This is a genomic window from Catellatospora paridis (assembly GCF_009720365.1).
Taxonomy (GTDB): Bacteria; Actinomycetota; Actinomycetes; order Mycobacteriales; family Micromonosporaceae; genus Catellatospora; species Catellatospora paridis.
This window is the reverse complement of record NZ_ML769321.1, coordinates 243,315-263,212: the sequence shown is the minus strand read 5'-3', so window position 1 is coordinate 263,212 and position 19,898 is coordinate 243,315. Positions and strand designations below refer to the sequence as shown.

Genomic DNA, 19,898 nt, shown 5'->3' with positions numbered 1-19,898 from the left:
ACAAATTAATGTCCGAATCCGAATCCATCACCAAAGCAACCACCCCGGAACAAAGCCCGGAGCGGCCAATAATTGGCACTTGGCTTAAATAGCACCCTGTTGAGTTCTCAAAGAACAAGCACACACCGAACACCACCCGATTCCTCGGGAAGCACTACGGGGCTGTGTCGTTCACAGTACCGGACCGGTTTCGCGGCCCCCTAACCGGGGTCCACACCACTCCGAGCGGCCAAGCGATCCGGCCTCCACCCGAGCTCTTCAGCCCCGGTGTTTTTGTCCGTTCCTCGCTGGCAGAGAGAACATTACGCGGCCCGTCCTGCGGGATGCAAATCGGGGTGGCTTGTCCCCGGTCACATCATCACCACCTGCAAATCCGCGAATCTGATTCACACCGAGCCGCGCGACAGGGCACTCGCCTGACCAGGCAATACCTGTTTCAAAGGCACGTGGACGGCGTCAATGCCACTCGATGCGGCCGGCGAGCTGACCGGATGGCTGACCACCGCCGGCCGACCGCCAGGCCGCACCTCCGCGTCCACCGCTCAGGACCGGGTCGTGGTGGTGAGCAGGTAGTCGTCGGCTTCCGGGTCCCAGCGGAGGTCGACGACCCCGGCTGTCGCCGCCGCCTTGCAGAACTGCAGGAAGCTCCGGTAGCCGAGCTTCTTCTCGCTGAAGTCCGGCTGCGCCCGGCGCAGGTGGTTCTTCAGACCGGACAGCGCCACCGGACCCGAGCTGCGGCTCAGGTCGGCGACGACCGAACGCAGCAGATCGAACTCCGCCTCCGGACCGCCGTGCTCGGGCAGGGAGACCTCCGGGTCCCCCTTGGCCGGGCCCTCGCCGAGCTCGATGATGTCGTGTTCGGCGAGGTACCTCAGCGCTTCCCCGAAGGTGCGGAAGCCGTAGTCGCCCTCGTTGAACGTCGGGTCCTTGCGCAGCAGGGTGCGCTTGAGTGTCGACGCGGTCACCGCACCGCCGGAGCTGCCCTCCAGCCCGGCGACGGTCTGTGCGACGAGCACTGCGAGGGTGTCCACGTCACCCGCGGGCTCTTCCGAAGCCCCCGGGGCCTCAATCTCCGGCTCGATCGGCTGGGGCGCCGTCTCCTGCGGTCTGGCCTGCGCGGGCGGCCGGCCGCCCCGGATGCGCGCCGGCCTGATCTCGACACCTTCGAGCCGGTCGTAGTAGAGGAACTCGTCGCAGGCCGGCGGGAGCAGCGCCGAGGTCGACTGCTCGACGCCGACGCCGATGACGCGCTTGTTGAGCTCGCGAAGCTTGTGGACCAGCGGGGTGAAGTCGCTGTCGCCGGTGCCGAACACGAATGTGGAGATGTAGTCCCGCTCGAAGGCCAGCTGCAGGGCGTCGACGGCCATCTTGATGTCGGCCGAGTTCTTGCGGGACGCGCCCATGCGCTGCGGGATGTCGATCAGCTCCACATGCGATCTGGTCAGCAACCGGCGGTCCTCGTCGAAGTACGACCAGTCGGCGTACGCCCGGCGCACCACCACCCGTCCGCGCTCGGCGAGCGCGTCGGCGATGGGGCGCAGGTCGAACGTCATGCCGCCGAGGTGTTCACGGGCACCGATCGCCAGATTCTCGTAGTCAAGGAACAGGGCAATGCGATCCTCTTGATCCACGGGGATCAGCGTACGCCTCTCCGCCGCGCAGTTGGGTCACCGAACCGTTGCGCGGGTCGGTGAGGCAGCCGGGCGGCGTCCGTACACCGGCGGGGGTCTGCTGCCGATGGGCGGGGGCGAGCCGCGCCGGCTGCCTGCGTCCGTGGAGGTGGCGGCGGGTCAGAGGTCGAGGGCGTTGAGGGTGATGCGGTCGGTGTGCGAGGGCCAGTTCGGCACGGTGAACTGCTGGGTGCCGCCGGCTGCCCGGGACTGGATGGTCACCGAGACGGTGCCGGAGGCGTCGGCGGAGGCGGGGATGTAGACGTCGGCCGCGGTGATGAACACCTCGTCGAAGTCGGCGATGGCGGTGCTGAGGTCGGTGCGCTGGTCGACGAGCTGGTCGTGGGCGAACAGGCCGATGGCCCGCTTGTCCCGCGGCGCGGTGACGGCGTTGAGGACGTCGACACCGCCGATGGTGAGGTGGTCGCTGTTCGCGCCCTGGTCGCCCCACCATTCCTTGTATCGGGTGAGCGAGATCGCGCTGTGCCGCGGGTCGACGGGCACCCGGCTGCTGATGCCTTCGCCGGGCCGGTTGGTGAGCAGGCGCAGCAGCCGGTCGGTGCGCTGGAACGGCTGGAAGTAGTGGTGCTGCGTGTGGCCGGCGCTGTGCACGATCGCGAACTCGTAGCGGGCCTGCGGCGCGGCGGTGAGCGGGCCGAACGCGCCGGTGGCGGAGATGGCGAACTGGGCGAAGGGCTGCGAGGTGCGGCGGCGGCCGGTGGTGGCGTCGATCTCGTACACGTCGACGCGTGCCCCGGTCGCGGCCGCGTTGGACGGGAACAGCACGGTCTTGCCGGTCAGCGTGATCGGGCCGGTCTCGGCGACGACCGCGGTGGTCGCCGGGTCCGTGCCGGCGAAGAACCGGTGCATCTGCCCGAAGCTCTGCGTCGAGGTCACCGTCTGCGTATGGGACTGGTCGCTCTGGTACACGTTCGTGGCGCCCCAGATGCGCCGGCTGGTGGCGCCCTCGCCCCAGATGGCCAGGGTGGGCACGCCGCCCGGGCGGCTCAGCGCGGTCGCTCCGTCGAGGTTGACGTAGTGGGCCACCTTCGCCGCCCGTGACCGGGTGCGCAGGAAGCTGTGGCTGAGGAACGTGCCCAGCGAGTGCGCGACCAGGTCGACCTGGGCTGCCCCGGTCTGCGCGCGCAGCTGGTCGATCCGCTGCTCCAGGCGGTTCAGCACGGCACTGCTGCTCTCCGCGGCGAACGAGTAGTCGTAGTCGATACCGTCGATGATCTCGACCGGGTAGCCGTTGCTCGCGAATCGCTTGGCCTGGGTCTCGAACTGTGCCGCGGAGCCGGCCGCGCCGTGCAGGAACACGATGGGCCGCCGCATCGCGGCGGGCTGGGCGGACGGCTCTGCCGCGAAGCCCGCCGCGGCCGGTGCAGCGGTCAGCGCCAGTGCGGCGGTGACGGCCACCAGGATGGTACGCATCGGATCCAGCCTCCATTCTCAAGCGTGGATATGGGGAGGTCCGATGCTATGGCGGCGGCAATACCGGCCGAGTCGGCAGAATCACCAGCTTTCCCCGATTCAGGCGAAAAGCGGTAGCGGCGTCACGCCTGGATCAAGGAGGAGAGCAGGGCCGCGGTCTCGGCCGGGCGCACCAGCACAGCGGCGTGGCTGACATCGAGCGACCGGACGTCGAACCGGTTGCCGGGGGTCAGCTTGTCGGCCTCGGCGATGAACCGGTCCTGCAGCGCGATCGGGATCGAACGGTCGGCGGTGAGCCGCACGTAGGTGCGCGGGATCCGGCCCCAGGTCTCGGCCTGTGCCCGCTCCTCGCCTGCGTCCAGGCTCTCGTCCGGCTCCAGGGTGTTGAGGAAGCCGTGGAACTCGTCGTCGGTGCCGTCGGCCAGCACCGCTTCCCGGAGCGTCGCGAGCAGCGCCGGGTCGGCGGTGCGCCAGTTGAGCCGCAGCGCACCGATCTCCGCCGGGTTCGCGGCGAGCAGGCCGCCGACACCGGACAGCGCCGAGGTCGCGTTCTCCGCCGACTCCTGGTAACCCGCCGGGGTGTCCTCGACGCAGCACCACGCCGAGATGTAGACCAGCCGGTCCACCAGTTCCGGGGCGGCGTTGCCGACGCCGGTCAGGGTGAGCCCGCCGCGGCTGTGCCCGACCAGCACGACCGGGCCGTGTTCGCGTACCCGCCGCACCGCGTCCAGGACGTGCGCCACGTTGTGCGCGGGCCCGATGCCGGCCATCGCGCTCGGCGCGGCCGCCAGCGCGGCGAGGTCCTGCGGTGCCTGGTACGCCACCGGGAACGTCGCGCCGAACCCGTGTCCGGGCAGGTCGACGGCGAGCGACCGGTGCCCGCGGTAGGCCAGTTCCCGCTGCATGGGCGCCCAGGCGAACGAGTTGCTGCCGGAGCCGTGGACGAAGACGAAGGTCGTGGCTGTCATCCGGCCATGATCGCATCGCCGCGACCGTGTCCCGTCGCGACAGTGGCCAAGATCATGATTGTCTGGTCGTCATCGCACACGAGACCGGCCCGGTGCGTCCGGGCGAGCGCTGACGCCCACGGCGTACGTCACTCGGCCCAGGGCTCGAAGCCGGTGTCCAGGACGCCTTCGAGGGACGTCCGCAGCCGCAGCGCCTCGTCCTGGCCGAACTTCTCCTCGAACCGGGCCTGCACCGCCCGCCACAGCGGCAGCGCCGTCTTCATCCGGTCGAGTCCGTCCGGGGTGAGCGCGACGATGCGGGCGCGGCGGTCGGCCGCCGACGGCTCGACGGTGACCAGGCCCTCCCGCGCGAGGGGTTTGAGGTTGGATGCCATCGTCGTGCGGTCCATGGCGATCATGTCGGCAAGGCTGCCGATCGTCATCTCGCCGTACGCGCCGAGCTTCTGCAGGATGCTGAACTGCGTCGCCCGCAGTCCGGCCGGGGCGAGGGCCTTGTCGTAGGTCGCGCCGAGATACCGGGCCGCCTTGCGCAATGCCAGGTTGTTGCACGGGTCGGGCGCCGTGGTCGCTGTGGTCATCGTCTCCTCCACGCCTCTCGCCAGCCCATGATACGAGCATATGCTCGCACCTGCGAGGAGCCGCTGGTCAGGCCCCCTTCGGCGGCGACCCGGCAGGTCGAGACTCTGGTCCGGCACGTTGGCGCCTCCCCATTAGGAGCATATGCTCATATTGTTCCCCGCCGGGCCGACAGGAAGGCCCGGCCTTACGAAGCAGTGACCATCAGGCATATCGGTAGTCGCAGCCCAGTTGCGACGCGACGATGGACAGGCGGGCCGAGCCCGACCTTCGCTCGGGGAACACCTGGCGACCGGCAGCCGTTGACCACGCCGGAGCCAGCGATAGTAGACCGGTCGACTTCTGACCGCCGTTGAGAAAGAAGGACCTCATGAACCTCAAGCTCGAACTCCTCATCCTGCCCGTATCGGATGTCGATCGAGCCAAGGCCTTCTACGAGCAGGCAGGCTTCCGCCTGGACCTCGACAAGGCCGCCAACGAGCAGTGGCGCGCGGTGCACCTCACCCCGCCCGGCTCCGAGGCCTCGATCATGTTCGGCCAGGGGCTCACCACCGCGACTCCGGGCTCGGTCCAGGGCCTGTACCTCATCACGGACGACATCGACCAGGCCCGCACCGACCTCGTCGGCCGCGGCGTCGCCGTGAGCGAGGTGTTCCACGACGCCAAGGGGCTGCTGTACCACGGCCACGAGGGCGGCGACGTCACCCACGACGGCCCCGGCCAGGACCGCGTGGCCGGCGCACACCCCGAGCGTGCCGACTACGGCTCGTACGCCACCTTCAGCGACCCGGACGGCAACGGCTGGGTGCTCCAGGAGGTCAAGAAGCGCGCCCCCGGCCGCTGACCCGTCTCCGGTGCCGCACCGGCCCCTCCACTCTGGTGCGGCACCGCCCCCGCCGATCCCCCGACCCGACCCAGTTACAGGAGCATCGATGACCGAAGCAGCGACGAACGCGGCCGACCGCACCTATGACGTGATCGTCATCGGCGCCGGCCCGGTCGGCGAGAACGTGGCCGACCGGACCAGCGCCGCCGGGCTCAGTACCGTGATCATCGAGCGCGAGCTGCTCGGCGGCGAGTGCTCGTTCTGGGCCTGCGAGCCCAGCAAGGCACTGCTGCGGCCGGTGATCGCCCGCGCCGAGGCCCGCCGGGTGCCCGGGCTGCGCCAGGCGGTGGCCGGCCCGCTGGACGTCGCCGCGGTGCTCGCCCACCGCGATGAGATCTCCCACCACTGGCGCGACGAGGACCAGGTCGACTGGCTGAACTCGGTCTCGGTCGACCTCATCCGCGGCCACGGCCGCCTCGACGGTCCGCGCCGGGTCACCGTACGGACCTCCGACGGCGGCACCGTCCGGCTGACCGCACGCCATGCCGTCGCCGTGTGCACCGGCACCACCACCGCCCTGCCCGACACTGCCGGCCTGGACTCCGTACGCCCGTGGACGAACCGGGAGGCAACCAGCGCCGACCATGCGCCGGGGCGGCTGGTCATCGTCGGCGGTGGCGTGGTCGCCGTCGAGATGGCCGCCGCGTGGCAGGCCCTCGGCTCGCAGGTGACCATGCTGGTCCGCGGCGACGCGGGACTGCTGTCGAAGATGGAGTCGTTCGCCGGGGAACTGGTCGCGGACGCGCTGCGCGAGGCGGGCGTCGACATCCGCTACGGCGCCTCGGTGGCGTCGGTGTTCCGCGAGGGCCGCGAAGTCCGGCTCACGCTGAGCGACGGCACGAAACTGGCCGCCGACGAGATCCTGTACGCCACCGGACGCGCCCCGTCGACCCGCGACGTCGGCCTGGACACCGTCGGCCTCACCCCGGGCGACTGGCTGACCGTGGACGACACCGGCCTGGTCACCGCCGTCGCCGAGGGATGGCTCTACGCCGCGGGCGACGTCAATCACCGAGCGCTGCTGACCCATCAGGGCAAGTACCAGGCCCGCATGATCGGCGCCGCGATCGGCGCGCGGGCCAACGGCGAGCCGGTAAACGAGACACCCTGGGGCGCGCACGTCACGAGCGCCGACCACACGGCGGTGCCCCAGGTCGTCTTCACCGACCCGGAGGTCGCCTCGGTCGGCCTGACCACGCGCGAGGCGCAGCGGACCGGTCGCCGGGTCGAGGTGGTCGATTACGACATCGCCCGGGTCGCGGGCGCGCACCAGTACGCCGAGGGATACCGCGGCCTGGCCCGCCTGCTCGTCGACGTGGACCGGGGCACCGTCGCCGGAGCCACCTTCGTCGGCCCCGGCGTCGCGGAGCTGCTGTATTCGGCCACCGTCGCGGTCGCGGGCGAGGTGCCGCTGGAGCGGCTCTGGCACGCGGTGCCCGCCTTCCCGACCATCAGCGAGGTTTGGCTGCGGCTGCTGGAGACCTACCGCGACCGGCACCAGCCCCGCCGTACGCCGCCGGCGCACTCGTGAGCGCCGGCTCCACTCATCCCGAAGGAGATCATCCCATGGCAGCCAGTGACCTGGTTCTCATCGCCGGCGCCGGTGGCGTGGGCAGCACCGTCCTGGAAAAGCTGCGCGCCCGCGACGTCCCGGTGAGGGCCATGGTGCGCCGCGACGACGACCGGGCGGCCGCGCTGCGCGCCCTCGGCGCGGACGTGGTCCTCGGCGACCTGACCCGGCCCGAGACCGTCGCGGCCGCCCTGGACGGCGTCGGAGCGATGTACTTCGCGATGCCCGTGTCCCCGGACCATCTGCTGGCCGCGACCGTGGTGGCCAGCGTCGCGCGGGAGTACGGGCAGCTGGCGGGCCTGGTCGACATGTCCCAGATGACGGTGTCGCAGATGACGGCCACCAGCACCGCCGAGTCCCACCAGCAGCGGCTGCACTGGCTGGCCGAGCAGGTGTTCAACTGGTCGGGCCTGCCGGTGGTGCACCTGCGCCCGACCTCGTTCCTGGACAACCCCCTGTTCACGACGCTGGCGGCCCGGTCGATCCGCGCGGACGGCACGATCGCGCTGCCCTTCGGCACCGGCCGCACCTCGCCGATCGCCGTCGACGACGTCGCCCGGGTCGCCGCCACCGTGCTGCAGGACCCGGCCCCGCACGTCGGGCACGTCTACGAGCTCACCGGGCCGCGCACCGTCGACATGACGCAGATGGCCGAGGAGTTCTCCCGGGCGTTGGGCCGCCCGGTGACCTACACCGACGTCCCGCTGGACCTGTGGCGCGCCGAGGTGCTCTCCAAGGCCGGCCTGCCGCCGCACACCGAGGCGCACATCGCCACCATGGCCCGGCTGCACCACGAGAACCGATACGACCGCACCTCCGACGACGTCGCACGCGTCACCGGCACACCCGCCCAGACGATCGGGGAGTTCGTCGCCGCCCGCCGGGACTTCTACCTGGGCTGAGCCACCCCTGGCCAGCATCACCGACCGCAGAGGAGACGACGCCATGCGTACCGCACCCCAGCGCCCCGACGGTGCCGAGACCGCCCGCCGGGCCCGCTTCGGCACCCTGCCCAAGCAGGTCCGCCCCGAGGAGATGGTCGAGGAACGACCGGCCACGACCCCGGCGGACCACGCCTACAACCCCGACGAATGGCTCGTCCGATACGCCTGGTGAGCCCGCTCGACCGACGATGGAGGATTCCGATGCGCCTGCCCAAGCCCCTCATGGTCCTGTCGATGGCGATGCTCGCGGCGAGCGTCGCGATCGCGTGCGCCGCCCAGGTCGTCTGACCGTGCTCAGCTCGCCCCGGCCGGTTCCGCCGGGGCGAGCGCCCCGCCGCGGTCCGTCCGGCCAGGACGTCAGCTCGGCCGGGGCGCCCGGCGGGGTGAGGCGAGCGCGCAGTCCGGAGCCTTGCAGTCGCGGCGGTCCCGGTGGATGCGGAAGTCGTTGACGCTGATCCGCACCACGCTCACGGCCGGGCGGGAGGGCCCGCGACGCCAGTAGGCGCGCTCAGTCTCCGCGGCCCGCTCCGCCTCGGCCAGCGTCAGCCGCGGCGCCACGAACTCGTGCGTACGCCAGTCGGGCCAGTCGCGCCGTAACGCGAACACGACCGCCCCGTCGGCCACCCGCCGCCGCGCCAGGCCGAACCAGCCGACACCCACCCACAGGCCACCCATGCCCGAACCCCCCGTCAACGCGTCTGCCCCCCGCCGCGCCGCCCGGTGGGCCGACGCCGCACCTCCATGGTCACCGTGAAATGACGGTCACCCACCGTTACGTCGGTGATCTGTCCACCGCCGGGTGAACTCACCAGCGGGGCCCCATGGCGACCTCGGTCCCATCAGTCCACGCTTTGAGACATGCACATGCGTGCCGTCGTCGGCGGCGTTGCGGAACCTAGACTCCTCATCGGAACGAGCAGTCGGCGCACGGGGAAATGCTGACATCGCGCGACGAGGCGCACACAGCGAGCCTCCGCACAGATGATCAGGTGAGCATGAAGATACTGGCGATCAACGGATCCGAACGCAGCCGCGGCTCGACCTGGCTGGCCGCGCAGGAGGTCGCCTCCCATGCCGAGCTGCGCGGCTGCCGGACCGACATCATCAACCTGGCCGAGAAACGGGTCCTGACCTGCGACTGCGGCGCGTGCAACTCCCGGCCCGACCCCTGCCCCGTCGACGACAGTGTCGGTGAGGTCGTCTCCGCGATGATCGAGGCCGATGCCGTCGTGTTCGCCGCGCCGGTCCACGGGTTCGGGCTGTCCTCGCTCATGCAGACCTTCATCGAGCGCGCCGGGGTCGGCCACCTCCGGTTCACCCGGCCGCTCACCAACACCATCGGCGCCGCCATCGTCGTCGGCCGGCGCTACGGCCATCTCGACGTGCACGCCCAACTGCTGCACAACCTGCTGCTCAACCGCTTCATCCTGGTCGGCAGCGGCTTCCCGGTGACCATCCACTCCGGTGGCGAGCAGGGCATCCTGTCCGACACCGAGGGCATGGACGCGCTGCGCCGCACCGTCGACCGGATCATCGACGTCGGCACCGCCCTGATCGAGTCCGGGACCAGGCTGCCGCGCCCCGAAGAGGTCGAGCGCCGCGTCGGAAGGACCAACTGACCCGTGACCGCGATCGCCGAGGCCGAGTCCCCGGCCGGCAGCGGGCTCGCCCTGCTCGTCGCCAGCAAGTTCGCCTCCACCGTGGCGTACTCGATCCTGTGGGTGCTGCTGCCGCTGTACGTCTACCAGGCCAGCGGGTCGGCGCTCGTGGCTGCCCTGGCGTCGGCGGTCAACGTGCTGCCGTTCCTGCTGTTCGGCATGTTCGCCGGGGCCGTCGTCGACCGGTCCTCTCCGACCCGGGTCATGGTCTGGATGGAGACCGGCAACGCCGCGGTGCTGCTGTGCGTGCCCCTGCTGCTCGCCACCGTCGGCGCGCCGCCGCTCACCCTGATCGCCGTCGGGTTCGCCTCGGCCACCGTGTACGTGTGGTTCGAGGTGGCCAGCTCCGCGGCGATACCGTCCGTGGTCGGCAGGGCCGGGGTGTTCCGCGCCAACAGCTACCTGTGGATGGCCGCGACGGTCGTCACGTCGGTCGCCGCGCCGGTCGGGTTCTTCCTGCTCGACGCGCTGCGCCTGGGCCCGACGTTCGCCCTGCTCGCCGGCTGCTACCTGGTGTCGGCGCTGCTGATCGCGATGATGCGGCTGCCGGCCGCCGCCCGGCCCGATCCCGGCCGGGCACGTGAGCCGGGCGCGATCTGGGCGGGCCTGCGGTTCATCGGCGGCCACCCGCTGCTGCGCGTGTACACGATCGTCAACGTCGGCGTCGGGATCAGCGCCGGCGCGGTGTACGGCATGCTCGTCGTCTTCGCCTCACGGGCGCTGGGCCTGGCCACCGACGACTACCGGATGGCATGGATCATGACGGCCTCCGGGATCGGCGCGCTGCTCGGCGCGCTCGCGGCCCGCCGCTTGAAGACCGCGCCGCCGGTCGGCACCGCCCGGTGGCTGATCGGGGCCGACCTCTGCCTGCTGCTGGCCTACGCCGCCGCCCCGAACTGGGCCGTCGCCCTGGCCGCGCTGCTGTGCTGGAACACCGCGCACACCTGTTTCATGGTCGTCGGCATCTCCGTACGGCAGATGGTGACGCCGCTGAACCTGCAGGGCCGGGTCAACGCGGTCGGCCGCATGATCGCGTGGGGGTCGGTGCCGCTGGGCACGCTGCTGTGCGGCTGGCTCACCGAGGTCGTCGGGCCGCGGCAGGCGCTGGCACTGCTCGCCTTCTGCGCGCTCGCCAGCCTGGTCGTCGCCGTGCGCGCCCCGCGCACGCTCACCATGGAGGAAGCAAACGCATGACCACCCGGCCCCCGTTGCGGGTCCTGTTCGTGGCGTTCAGCCGCTCCAGCCTCGGCCACGTCACCCGGATGCGCACCGCCGCGCAGCGGTTCCAGCTGGCCGGCCACCAGGTGGCCGTCGCCGCGCACGAGGAGGTGCGCCCGATCGTCAAGCGGGCCGGGCTGCCGTGGGTCGGCATCGAGGAGATCGGGCCCGCGCCGGCCTGGCGCGGCATGAACGACGTCACCGAGCTGCGCGCGTTCGCCCGCACCCGGCTCGCCAGCCCCGATTACGTCGAGACCTGCCTGGCCGACGAGCTGCGCGCCATCGACGACTTCGGCCCCGACGTCGTGGTCAGCGACATGCGCAACACCGCGTCGGTGGCCGCCTCGATGCGCGGGCTGCCCAGCGTCACCTGCCACAACCTGCGCCTGTTTCGCCACCCGATGCACGCCGTGCTGCCCGAGGTCCTCATCACCCTCGACCAGCTCGGCGTCGCCGACGCCCATTCCCGCAAGGTGCTCGGCGACGCGATGCTGGTGCCGGACCTGGCCCTGCTCGACCCGCTGTCCGATGTGCCCGCCGAGACGATGGGACTGGTCACCAGCCTGGTCTCCGAGATCCGCCACATCGGCGCCCTGGTCCCGGTCGAGCTGCCCGCCGCGCCGGTGCGCGCCGAACCTGCGCCGCTGCTCAACATCACCCTCGGCGGCAGCGGGGCCGGGGACAAGGACCTGCTTCGCGTGGTCGCCGCCGCCCGCGGGCTCGGCGTGCCCCTGGCGGTGACGCTCGGCGTCGAAGGCGACGGCACCGCGGCGCTCGCCGCGCAGGTGCGCGCCGTGGCCGGGGACGCCGAGGTCGACATCGCGGGGTTCCGGCACGACGCGGTCGACCTCATGGGCCGCGCGAGCGCCGCCGTCGTGCACGGCGGCCACTCCTCCATGATCGAGGGCCTGCTCTGCGCCACGCCGCTGGTGTTCGTGCCGCACTCCGCCGAGCAGCGCGGCAACGCGGGCCGCATCACCGACCTCGGCCTCGGCGCGACCGTCGAGCCGGACGACCCGGCCGAGACCATCGCCGCGAAGATCAGGTCGATGCTCGCCCCGCCGGACCGGGCGGCGCACACCGCCTTCGCGCATACCCTCCGGGCCGCCGACGGCGCGCAGGCGATGGTCGAGCACGTGGAGCGCGCCGTCGCCCTGCACCGGATCACCAGGAGCAGCCATGCCGGACAATGACGGCGACGTACGCCTGTCGACAGTGATCATGACCCACCCCGCGCGGGTCGACCGCGCCCAGGTGCTCGCCGAGCAGCTCGTGAAGCTCTCCCCCGCCGTGGTCGTCGACACCGGCGCACCCGGGCGGGGCAATCTCGGCAACGCCGTGCGGGCCTGGGCCGCGGTCGGCGCCGACGCGACCCACCACCTGGTGCTGCAGGACGACGTCCTGCCCTGCGACGGTTTCGCCGAACAGCTGCACCGGGCCGTACGGGCCCGGCCCGACGACGCGGTCAGCCTGTTCTGCGAGTGGGGCTCGCGCACCGCCGGCCTCGTCCGCGCCGCCGCCTGGCAGGGCTGGTCCTGGGCGCGCGCGGTCGACGTGTACACCCCGTCGCAGGGCCTCGTGCTGCCCAGGCAGGCGGCGCTCGACTTCGCCGCGAGCGTCACGGACCCGACCGGCGCGGACGATCTCGCGCTGTCGGCGCACCTGCGCGGCACCGGGCGGGCCACCGTGGTCACCGTGCCGAACCTGGTGGAGCACGACGACCACCTGAGCCTGACCGGCAACGGCTTCCAGGGGCTGCGGCACTCCGCGTGCCCCGCCGCGGACGGCGCGCCCGTCGACTTCGACACCGCCGTGGCCGGCGATGGCCTGGTCTGGGTGCCATGGGCGTCCTGGATGCGGGTGCACGCCGAGTGGTTCTTCTGCGGCGACGAGGGCGAGCTCACCTGGCTCGGCGAGTTCGCCGACACCAGGCTCCCCGACGGCCTGCGCAAGGCAGACCTGTCCGAGCGGTTCTACGCCGACCTCGCCGCCGCCGACCCCGCGCTGCCCGCCGCGGTCAGCGAACTCACCCTGTTCGAGTACTGGACGACCTACTTCGCGCTCGGGCTGACCATGCCGGGCGGCACGCGCGCCGAGCCCGGCCCGCTGGCCACCAGCGCCTTCGCGACCGCGTTCGCGGGGCTGTTCCGGCGTTACCTGCCGATGCCGACCGTCGCGGCGCTCCAGGCACCAGCCGGGCAGTTCGCCGCGGCGGCGTTCCGGCGGGGAGCCGACGCCGACGTCGATCGGCCCCACGCCGGCTGGTACGCCGGATGAGCCGTCCGGTGCCCGGCCCGCCGCCGCACCGCTGGCTGGGCCGGCGCGGCAACGCCCACGCCTACGCCGCGGACCCGGTCGCCTACACCGCGCGGCTGCACCACGACTTCGGCCAGGTCAGTGGGCTGGTGCACGGCGACGGCCGGCAGGTGTTCGTGTTCGGCGCCGAGCACAACCGGGCCGTGCTCACCGACGGCGACCGGTTCCACACCGTCCTGGAGTACGCGATCCCGGCCCGGATCCGGCGCGTGCGCCGCGGCATCGGGCTGCTCAACATGAACGGCCCCGCGCACCGGGAGGCCCGGCACACCGTGACGCCGTCGTTCCGGCCGCAGGCGATGGGCCGGCACGCCGAGGTCATCGCCCGCCTCGCCGCCGAGGAGGTCGACTCCTGGACCCCCGGGCAGGCGTTCGACCTGACCGCCAGCATGCGCCGCCTCACCCTGCGGATCGCCTGCCGGTGCTTCTTCGGCGTCGACATCGCCCGCGACGCCGACTCCATCGGACGCCTGGTCCAGCAGATGCTGGCGCTGCGCTACTTCGCCTCGTCGATCCGCTACTTCCCGTTCGACCTGCCCGGCACCCCGTACCGGCGGCTGCTCGCCGTCATCCGGCGGCTCGACGACGCGCTGGCGTCCATCGTGGACGCCAGGCGCACCGCGGGCCACCCGCCCGACCTGCTGCAGTCGCTGCTGGAGAACCGCGACGAGCACGGCCGGGGCCTGTCCGACGACCAGCTCGTCGGGCACCTCACCACGCTGCTGGTCGCCGGGCACGAGACCTCCTCCAGCACGCTGTGCTGGGCACTGATCCTGCTCTCGCAGCACCGATCCGACCTGGACGAGGCGCTCGCCGACGTCGGCGGCCGCACCCCCGAGGAGTGCGCCGGGTCCGCTGTGCTCGACCGCACCCTCAAGGAGACCCTGCGGCTGCTGCCGCCCGGCCCGAACACCTCCCGGATCGCGGTCGCCCCGGCCGTGCTCGGCGGGCATGAGATCCCCGCCGGATGCCAGGTGGTGACCAGCAAGTACGTGACCCACCGGGACCCTGCCCGGTTCCCTGAACCGCTGCGGTTCCGGCCCGAGCGCTGGGCGACCGCCGACCCGGGCCGGTACGAGTACCTGCCCTACGGCGCCGGCCCGCACGTGTGCATCGGCGCGGCCTTCGCCGACCTGGAGATGAAGATCGTGCTCGGTACGATCCTCAGCCGCTACGTGCTCGTCCCCGTGCCCGGCAGCCCGATCTCCCGCGAGGTCGGCCTGCTCATGTCACCGAAGGGGCCGGTGGCCGTCGTGGCCCACCCGCGCACCGCGGCGCCCCCGCACCGCGACCCGGTCGACGGCGACCTCAACGAGATGGTGGACCTGTACGGCGACGAGCGGTGGAGACTCGGATGGTAGAACGGCTCCCGGTCAGCCTGGTGATGGCGACCTGCGACAAGCGCGAATACCTCGCGCTCACCCTCGAGTCGCTGCTCGTCCAGACGTACCCCGGTTTCGAGGTCGTGCTCTGCGACGACGGCACCGCCGGCGGCGTCGAGGACGTGGTCGCACCCTTCCGCGACCGGCTCGACATCCGGCTGGTCACGCAGGACAACCGGGGCCGGGCCGCGGCCCGCAACACCGCGCTGGCCCGCGTCGACGGCGAACTGATCGTCTTCATCGACGACGACCGCATGGCCGGGCCGGGGTTCGTCGCCGAGCACGTCGCGGCGGCGACGGGCGGCCGCGACGGCACGATCGGCTGGAAGCGGCGGGCGCTGACCTGGTGGCGGCCCGGCATCCTCCCGCTCGGTGAGCAGGACCTGCTCCGGCTGGTCGCCCGGGTCGGCGACGCCGAGCGGCTGGCCGAGCCGATCCGCCTGCTCGAACCGGGCGAGCTGGCCGCCGACCCCGTGGCGGCGTTCGCCCGCACCGAGCTCGGCGACGAACCCGACAACTACCACGCGATCGTCGAGGCCTACGGCACCGGGCTGGTCGACTTCCGGTTCAGCTGGGCGCTGGCCACGACCGCGAACCTGTCGGTACGCCGGGCCGCGGTCAAGGAGGTCGGCGGCTTCGACGAGTCCTTCACCGGCTGGGGGCTGGAGGACACCGACCTGAGCTACCGCCTCCACCGGGCCGGGGTGGGCTTCTCGGTGAGCACCACGGCGATCAACTACCACCAGGTGCACCCGCTGGCCCACCCCGACCCCGCCGTGGCGCTGCGGATCATGCGCGCTCAGCTGCTGCGCAATCTGGACCACTTCTGCCGTAGGCATCAGGAGCTCGACGCCTACCTGTTCCGCAGGCGCTGGGAGCACGCGATGACCCTCGCCGAAGCCGACCGGCTGCTCAAGCTGGTCGAGCAGCAGAGCACCCCGCTGCTGCGCCGGGAACTCGAGGCGCTCTACGCCGCCCGCTGACCGGCTCAGCCGGCTGACGGGGCTGCGCCGTTCCAGATCGGCGGCGCGTAGCCGGCCGGCTTGTCGCCGATGCCGAGGCCGGGGCTCACGATCCAGGACTGGTACCCCGGAGTGAACATCGCGTAAGGGCCGCCCGGCTCCGGCGCACCGGCCTGCTCCAGCCGCTCGCGCAGCTCGGCCGGGATGGTGAAGTCGAGCGCGGCGAGGTTGGCGTCGAGCTGCTCGGCACTGCTCGCCCCGATGATCACCGAGCCGACGGCGGGCTGGGTCGCCACCCAGTTGACCGCCACCTGGGCCATGCTGCGGCCGAGCTCGGCCGCGACCTTCTCCAGGGCGTCGATCACGGCCCAGTCGCGCTCGGCGACCTGCTGGCCTCCCCCGCCACCGAGCCGGCCGTCTCCCGCCAGGCCGTCGCCGGTGCGCCGGTACTTGCCCGACAGCAGGCCGCCGCCGATCGGGCTCCAGGCGGTCAGCCCGATGCCCAGCGACTGCGCCATCGCCGGATACTCGGCCTCTATACCGCGGTTGACCAGTGAGTACGGCAGCTGCAGGCTGATCATCGGGGTCAACGCGTGGGCCTCGGCGAGGCTCTGGGCGCGGGCGGCATACCAGGCGGGCACGTCGGACAGCCCCGCGTAGCGGATCTTCCCCGCGCGTACCAGGTCGTCGAAGGTGCGCACCACCTCCTCGACCGGAGTGATCCGGTCCCAGGTGTGCAGCAGGTAGAGGTCGAGGTAGTCGGTGCCGAGGCGGCGCAGCGTCGCGTCCAGCGCCCGGATGACGTGCTTGCGGCCGTTGCCCGCGGCGTTCGGGTCGGCCGGATCGACGGTGTTGGTGAACTTGCTGGTCAGCACGACCCGGTCGCGCACCCCGGCGGCCGCGATCAGCCGGCCGAGGATGGTCTCGCTCTCCCCCGCGGTGTAGAAGTCGGCTGTGTCGATGAAGTTGCCGCCGCCGTCGAGGTAGCGCCGGAAGATGGGCTCGGCTTCGCGCTCGGTCTTGCCGTATGCGGCGTGGAACCCGCCGACGCCGAAGTTCATCGTGCCCAGCGCCAGCCGGCTCACCCGCAGTCCGGACCTGCCGAGCAGGTAGTAGTCGTTCACAGCTGTCGCCCCCTGTGGCTCTCAGGCGCTCCACTATTGGACCGCTCAGTCCAACCTAACGCCAGAATAATGGACCGTCAAGTCCAGATCTAGCGTTACTGCTGGTCAACGCCTACACGGCGGGCCCCTGCCGGCCGCGATTGCCGCTTTCGCGTACGCCACGGGGGTTGCCGTCGTTTGCCGCGACTCCCACGCCGTGGTGTCTTGCCGGACTTCACCCGATTTGTGAGGCAGGATGTCGGACGTGGAGTGACCTTCGCACGCAGGTCGCCCTCGCCGCCCATGAGATCGGTTTCTTCCGGGGGCTGAGCGAGGCCGTCAGCGAAATCACGCGGCCATGGCGCCGCGCCGCGCAGGCCCCACCGGCGGTGGTCGACCGCCTTCCCCCTGTCCACGCGCCCAGCACAATCCCCCGACCGGAAGGGTTCGCACCGATGACCACGCCCCCGGCAACCGGCTCGACCGGCGCCTCGGCGCCATCCGACGGCCCCGGAACACCTCCGGGCACCAGCGCCCACCCGAACCCGAACGGCCCCGGCGGCGTCCGGACCGGTCACGGCCGCACCAGCGGCGGCGGCCACGGCCCGACACCGGTCGGCCCGGCCCCGCTGCGCCCCGTCGCCGGACGCGCCACCGTGCCGTCCGCCTCGGGCCGCGCCAGCGTCGGCGGCACGCCCGGCCGGGTGCCCGCGGGACGCGTGAGCGGCAGCGGCAGCGGCCGCCCCGTCACGGGCGGCGCGCCCCGCACCGCCGTGCTGCCCACCGGACGTGGGCCGGACGACGACCGGCCGGGCGCCGGGCTCAAGCGCACCGGCCGCAAGGGCAGGATCGGCAGGTGGAGGTGGCGCAGCATCGTGCTCGCCGCGGCCGCTGTCGTCGTCATGCTCGCCGGCGGCGGCCTGATCGGGGTCGCCTACCTCTACGACTCGGTACCCGAACCCGCGGACTTCAGCCCGAACGAGAACACCTTCGTCTACTCGGCCGACGGCGTGCAGATCGCCAAGCTCGGCGGCGAGAACCGCGAGATCGTCTCGATGTCCCGGCTGTCCGACGAGGTGAAGGTGGCTCTCATCGCGGGCGAGGACAAGAACTTCTTCAACCACCACGGCATCGACCTGTGGGGCGTCGCCCGCGCTGCCTGGAACAACCTCACCGGCGGCGAGACCCAGGGCGCCTCCACCATCACCCAGCAGTACGCCCGCAACGCGGCCAAGGACCTCGAGGTCACCTATGCCCGCAAGCTGCGCGAGGCGGTGATGGCGCGGCGGCTCGAGGAGGAGCACTCCAAGGACGAGATCCTCGGCTTCTACGTCAACACCGTGTGGTTCGGCCGCGGCTCCAGCGGCGTCGGGGCGGCGGCGAAGGCCTACTTCGGCAAGGCCGCCGACCAGCTGACGGTCGAGCAGGCGGCGGTGCTCGGCGCGGTGCTCAAGCAGCCCGAACCCAACGAGTACGACGGCACCAAGGGCTTCGACCCGCACCTGAACCCCGACGCCGCGCGCGTGCGCTGGAACTACGTGCTCGACAACATGGTGCAGATGGGCAAGCTCGACCGGCAGAAGCGCTCGACCATGGTGTATCCGGACAAGACGCTGCGCAAGTACTCCGCCAAGTCCGGCGAGACGGGCGTCCAGGGCACCGGCACCGGCTTCGTGATCACGAAGTACGTCGAGCGCGAGATGGCCGCGTGGGGGATCACGGACTGGCGCAACAAGGGCTACCGGATCACCACGACGATCAACTCCAAGGCTCAGAAGGCCCTGGAGGCGCAGCTCTTCCGCACGTTCGAGTGGAAGGAGACCTGCCACGGCAAGGGCGACGAGAAGGAGTGCACCAATGACGTCGTCAAGGCGGTCGACCACAAGGTCGACGGCGTGTACACCAAGATCAAGGGTTATCCCAAGAACGTGATCGCGGCCGGCGTCGCCATCGACCCGAGGAACGGCCGGGTGCTGGCCTACTACGGCGGCGCCGACGGCACGGGCATCGACTACGCCGGAAAGATCAACGAGGGCACGATCTGGGAGGACGGCGGCCACCCGCCCGCCTCCTCGTTCAAGGTCTACACCCTCGCAGCCGCGATCGACGCGGGCATCTCGCTCAAGTCCACCTGGGACCCGACCCCCATCGTCGCCACCGGCAAGAAGAAGAACTGCGACAAATACAAGCTCTGCCCGTACGAGGTGGAGAACGCAGGCCGCGATGCCGGCAGCCTCAAGTGCAAGCGCAAGTGCACGCTGCAGGACGTCACCCGGCTCTCACTGAACGTGCCGTTCTTCAAAATCGCGAAGAAGATCGAGCCGAAGAACGTCGTCGCCATGGCGCACGCCGCCGGTGTCAACACCATGTGGGCCGTCAGCGACGGCAAGGCACGCGACCTCACCAAGCCCGAAACCGACACCAGCCGCGCCTCCTTCGACTACCAGGTCGGCTTCGGCCAGTACCCCATCACCGTGCTCGACCACGCCACGGGCATGGCGACCTTCGCCAACCACGGCGTCTACAACAAGCCCCACGTCGTGATCAAGGTCGAGAAGAAGGACGAGCGGACCGGCAAGTACCAGCTGGTGCCGAACACCGGCGAGGTCAGCAAGGCCGAGCGGCGCATCCGGCAGGAGGTGGCCGACGAGGTCACCGGCATGCTCAAGCAGCTGCCCAAGAGCTACTACCGGGCGCTCGCGGGCGGCCGCCAAGCCGCCGCGAAGACCGGCACCTGGGAGAGCAAGGTCCAGGACAAGGCCCACTCCAACGTCTGGACCGTCGGATACACGCCGCAGATCGCCTCCGCCATCTGGGTCGGCAACGTCAAGAACGCCTCGGACCCGATCTACCGGCCCAAGGCGCTCGGCGGCGGCAACATCACCAGCGTCGGCCTGCCCGCCGAGATCTGGCAGGGGTTCATGAACCAGGCCCATACCGACATGAAACTCCCGCTGGAGCCCCTGGCCAACGGCACCAACGGCAAGCTCGGCGAGGTCGAGGGCGTGGGCGACGGCGTCGAACCGTCGAAGAAGCCCAAGCCGACGGGCTGCAACCCCATGCCGATCTGCCTGGCGGCCAGCCCAGACGTGCCCGGCAACGCCGCCGTGGTGCCGTCGCCCTCCGCCGGCGGACCCGGGCCAGGGCCAGGGCCAGGACATACGCCACCGGGCCCGCAGCCGTCCGCCACCGACGACTGAGTGGACACGTT

17 protein-coding genes are annotated in these 19,898 nt (G+C 71.5%); 11 read left to right on the top strand and 6 right to left on the bottom strand.

What is annotated here, in order from left to right; genetic code table 11:
- Positions 1–542: 542 nt before the first annotated feature.
- The 4 genes from F9C41_RS24840 to F9C41_RS24825 all read right to left on the bottom strand — a co-directional run bounded on the left by F9C41_RS24840 (position 543) and on the right by F9C41_RS24825 (position 4,650).
- Positions 543–1,631, bottom strand: coding sequence for a PIN domain-containing protein (locus F9C41_RS24840; RefSeq protein ID WP_155389242.1), 1,089 nt, complete (start codon positions 1,629–1,631; stop codon positions 543–545).
- A gap of 159 nt (positions 1,632–1,790) precedes the next feature.
- Positions 1,791–3,104: an alpha/beta fold hydrolase gene (locus F9C41_RS24835; RefSeq protein WP_155389241.1), complete on the bottom strand. Its 1,314-nt coding sequence runs from the start codon at positions 3,102–3,104 to the stop codon at positions 1,791–1,793.
- A gap of 122 nt (positions 3,105–3,226) precedes the next feature.
- Positions 3,227–4,072, bottom strand: a complete 846-nt coding sequence (locus F9C41_RS24830; protein ID WP_155389240.1) for an alpha/beta fold hydrolase — start codon at positions 4,070–4,072, stop codon at positions 3,227–3,229.
- Positions 4,073–4,200: 128 nt separating this feature from the next.
- On the bottom strand, positions 4,201–4,650 hold the full coding sequence (locus F9C41_RS24825; protein ID WP_155389239.1) for a MarR family winged helix-turn-helix transcriptional regulator: 450 nt from the start codon (positions 4,648–4,650) through the stop codon (positions 4,201–4,203).
- Positions 4,651–5,018: 368 nt separating this feature from the next.
- Here F9C41_RS24825 and F9C41_RS24820 point away from each other — a divergent pair, with 368 nt between their 5' ends.
- The 4 genes from F9C41_RS24820 (at position 5,019) to F9C41_RS40810 (ending at position 8,220) form a co-directional block, all read left to right on the top strand.
- On the top strand, positions 5,019–5,492 hold the full coding sequence (locus F9C41_RS24820) for a VOC family protein (RefSeq protein WP_155389238.1): 474 nt from the start codon (positions 5,019–5,021) through the stop codon (positions 5,490–5,492).
- A gap of 88 nt (positions 5,493–5,580) precedes the next feature.
- Positions 5,581–7,065 carry a dihydrolipoyl dehydrogenase family protein gene (locus F9C41_RS24815; protein ID WP_155389237.1) on the top strand — a complete coding sequence of 495 codons (1,485 nt, stop codon included), beginning with the start codon at positions 5,581–5,583 and terminating at the stop codon, positions 7,063–7,065.
- A 35-nt stretch (positions 7,066–7,100) separates the two neighbouring features.
- On the top strand, positions 7,101–8,006 hold the full coding sequence (locus tag F9C41_RS24810; RefSeq protein ID WP_155389236.1) for an NmrA family NAD(P)-binding protein: 906 nt from the start codon (positions 7,101–7,103) through the stop codon (positions 8,004–8,006).
- A 43-nt stretch (positions 8,007–8,049) separates the two neighbouring features.
- Positions 8,050–8,220, top strand: coding sequence for a hypothetical protein (locus tag F9C41_RS40810; protein ID WP_170212909.1), 171 nt, complete (start codon positions 8,050–8,052; stop codon positions 8,218–8,220).
- A 185-nt stretch (positions 8,221–8,405) separates the two neighbouring features.
- Here F9C41_RS40810 and F9C41_RS24805 read toward each other — a convergent pair whose 3' ends face one another.
- Complete coding sequence (locus F9C41_RS24805) at positions 8,406–8,723, bottom strand: hypothetical protein (RefSeq protein WP_155389235.1); 318 nt, start codon at positions 8,721–8,723, stop codon at positions 8,406–8,408.
- 320 nt (positions 8,724–9,043) lie between these two features.
- Between F9C41_RS24805 and F9C41_RS24800 the strand changes: the two genes are divergently transcribed.
- From F9C41_RS24800 to F9C41_RS24775, 6 genes are read left to right on the top strand one after another with little or no spacing between them, the layout of a single operon-like run.
- The gene (locus tag F9C41_RS24800; protein ID WP_155389260.1) at positions 9,044–9,667 is read left to right on the top strand and encodes a flavodoxin family protein; all 624 of its coding nucleotides are present in this window, start codon (positions 9,044–9,046) and stop codon (positions 9,665–9,667) included.
- Positions 9,668–9,670: 3 nt separating this feature from the next.
- The gene (locus F9C41_RS24795) at positions 9,671–10,900 is read left to right on the top strand and encodes an MFS transporter (protein WP_155389234.1); all 1,230 of its coding nucleotides are present in this window, start codon (positions 9,671–9,673) and stop codon (positions 10,898–10,900) included.
- Positions 10,897–12,117: a glycosyltransferase gene (locus F9C41_RS24790; RefSeq protein ID WP_155389233.1), complete on the top strand. Its 1,221-nt coding sequence runs from the start codon at positions 10,897–10,899 to the stop codon at positions 12,115–12,117. Before F9C41_RS24795 ends, F9C41_RS24790 begins: the two co-directional genes overlap by 4 nt.
- The gene (locus tag F9C41_RS24785) at positions 12,104–13,201 is read left to right on the top strand and encodes a hypothetical protein (protein ID WP_155389232.1); all 1,098 of its coding nucleotides are present in this window, start codon (positions 12,104–12,106) and stop codon (positions 13,199–13,201) included. Before F9C41_RS24790 ends, F9C41_RS24785 begins: the two co-directional genes overlap by 14 nt.
- On the top strand, positions 13,198–14,601 hold the full coding sequence (locus F9C41_RS24780) for a cytochrome P450 (RefSeq protein WP_155389231.1): 1,404 nt from the start codon (positions 13,198–13,200) through the stop codon (positions 14,599–14,601). Before F9C41_RS24785 ends, F9C41_RS24780 begins: the two co-directional genes overlap by 4 nt.
- Positions 14,595–15,605 (top strand): glycosyltransferase family 2 protein, encoded by a 1,011-nt coding sequence (locus tag F9C41_RS24775; RefSeq protein WP_155389230.1) that lies wholly within the window; start codon positions 14,595–14,597, stop codon positions 15,603–15,605. Before F9C41_RS24780 ends, F9C41_RS24775 begins: the two co-directional genes overlap by 7 nt.
- Positions 15,606–15,610: 5 nt before the next feature.
- Here the strand turns inward: F9C41_RS24775 and F9C41_RS24770 are convergent, their stop codons facing one another.
- Positions 15,611–16,708 carry an aldo/keto reductase gene (locus F9C41_RS24770; RefSeq protein WP_230689984.1) on the bottom strand — a complete coding sequence of 366 codons (1,098 nt, stop codon included), beginning with the start codon at positions 16,706–16,708 and terminating at the stop codon, positions 15,611–15,613.
- A 434-nt stretch (positions 16,709–17,142) separates the two neighbouring features.
- Between F9C41_RS24770 and F9C41_RS24765 the strand changes: the two genes are divergently transcribed.
- Positions 17,143–19,887 carry a transglycosylase domain-containing protein gene (locus tag F9C41_RS24765; protein WP_155389229.1) on the top strand — a complete coding sequence of 915 codons (2,745 nt, stop codon included), beginning with the start codon at positions 17,143–17,145 and terminating at the stop codon, positions 19,885–19,887.
- Positions 19,888–19,898 lie beyond the last annotated feature (11 nt).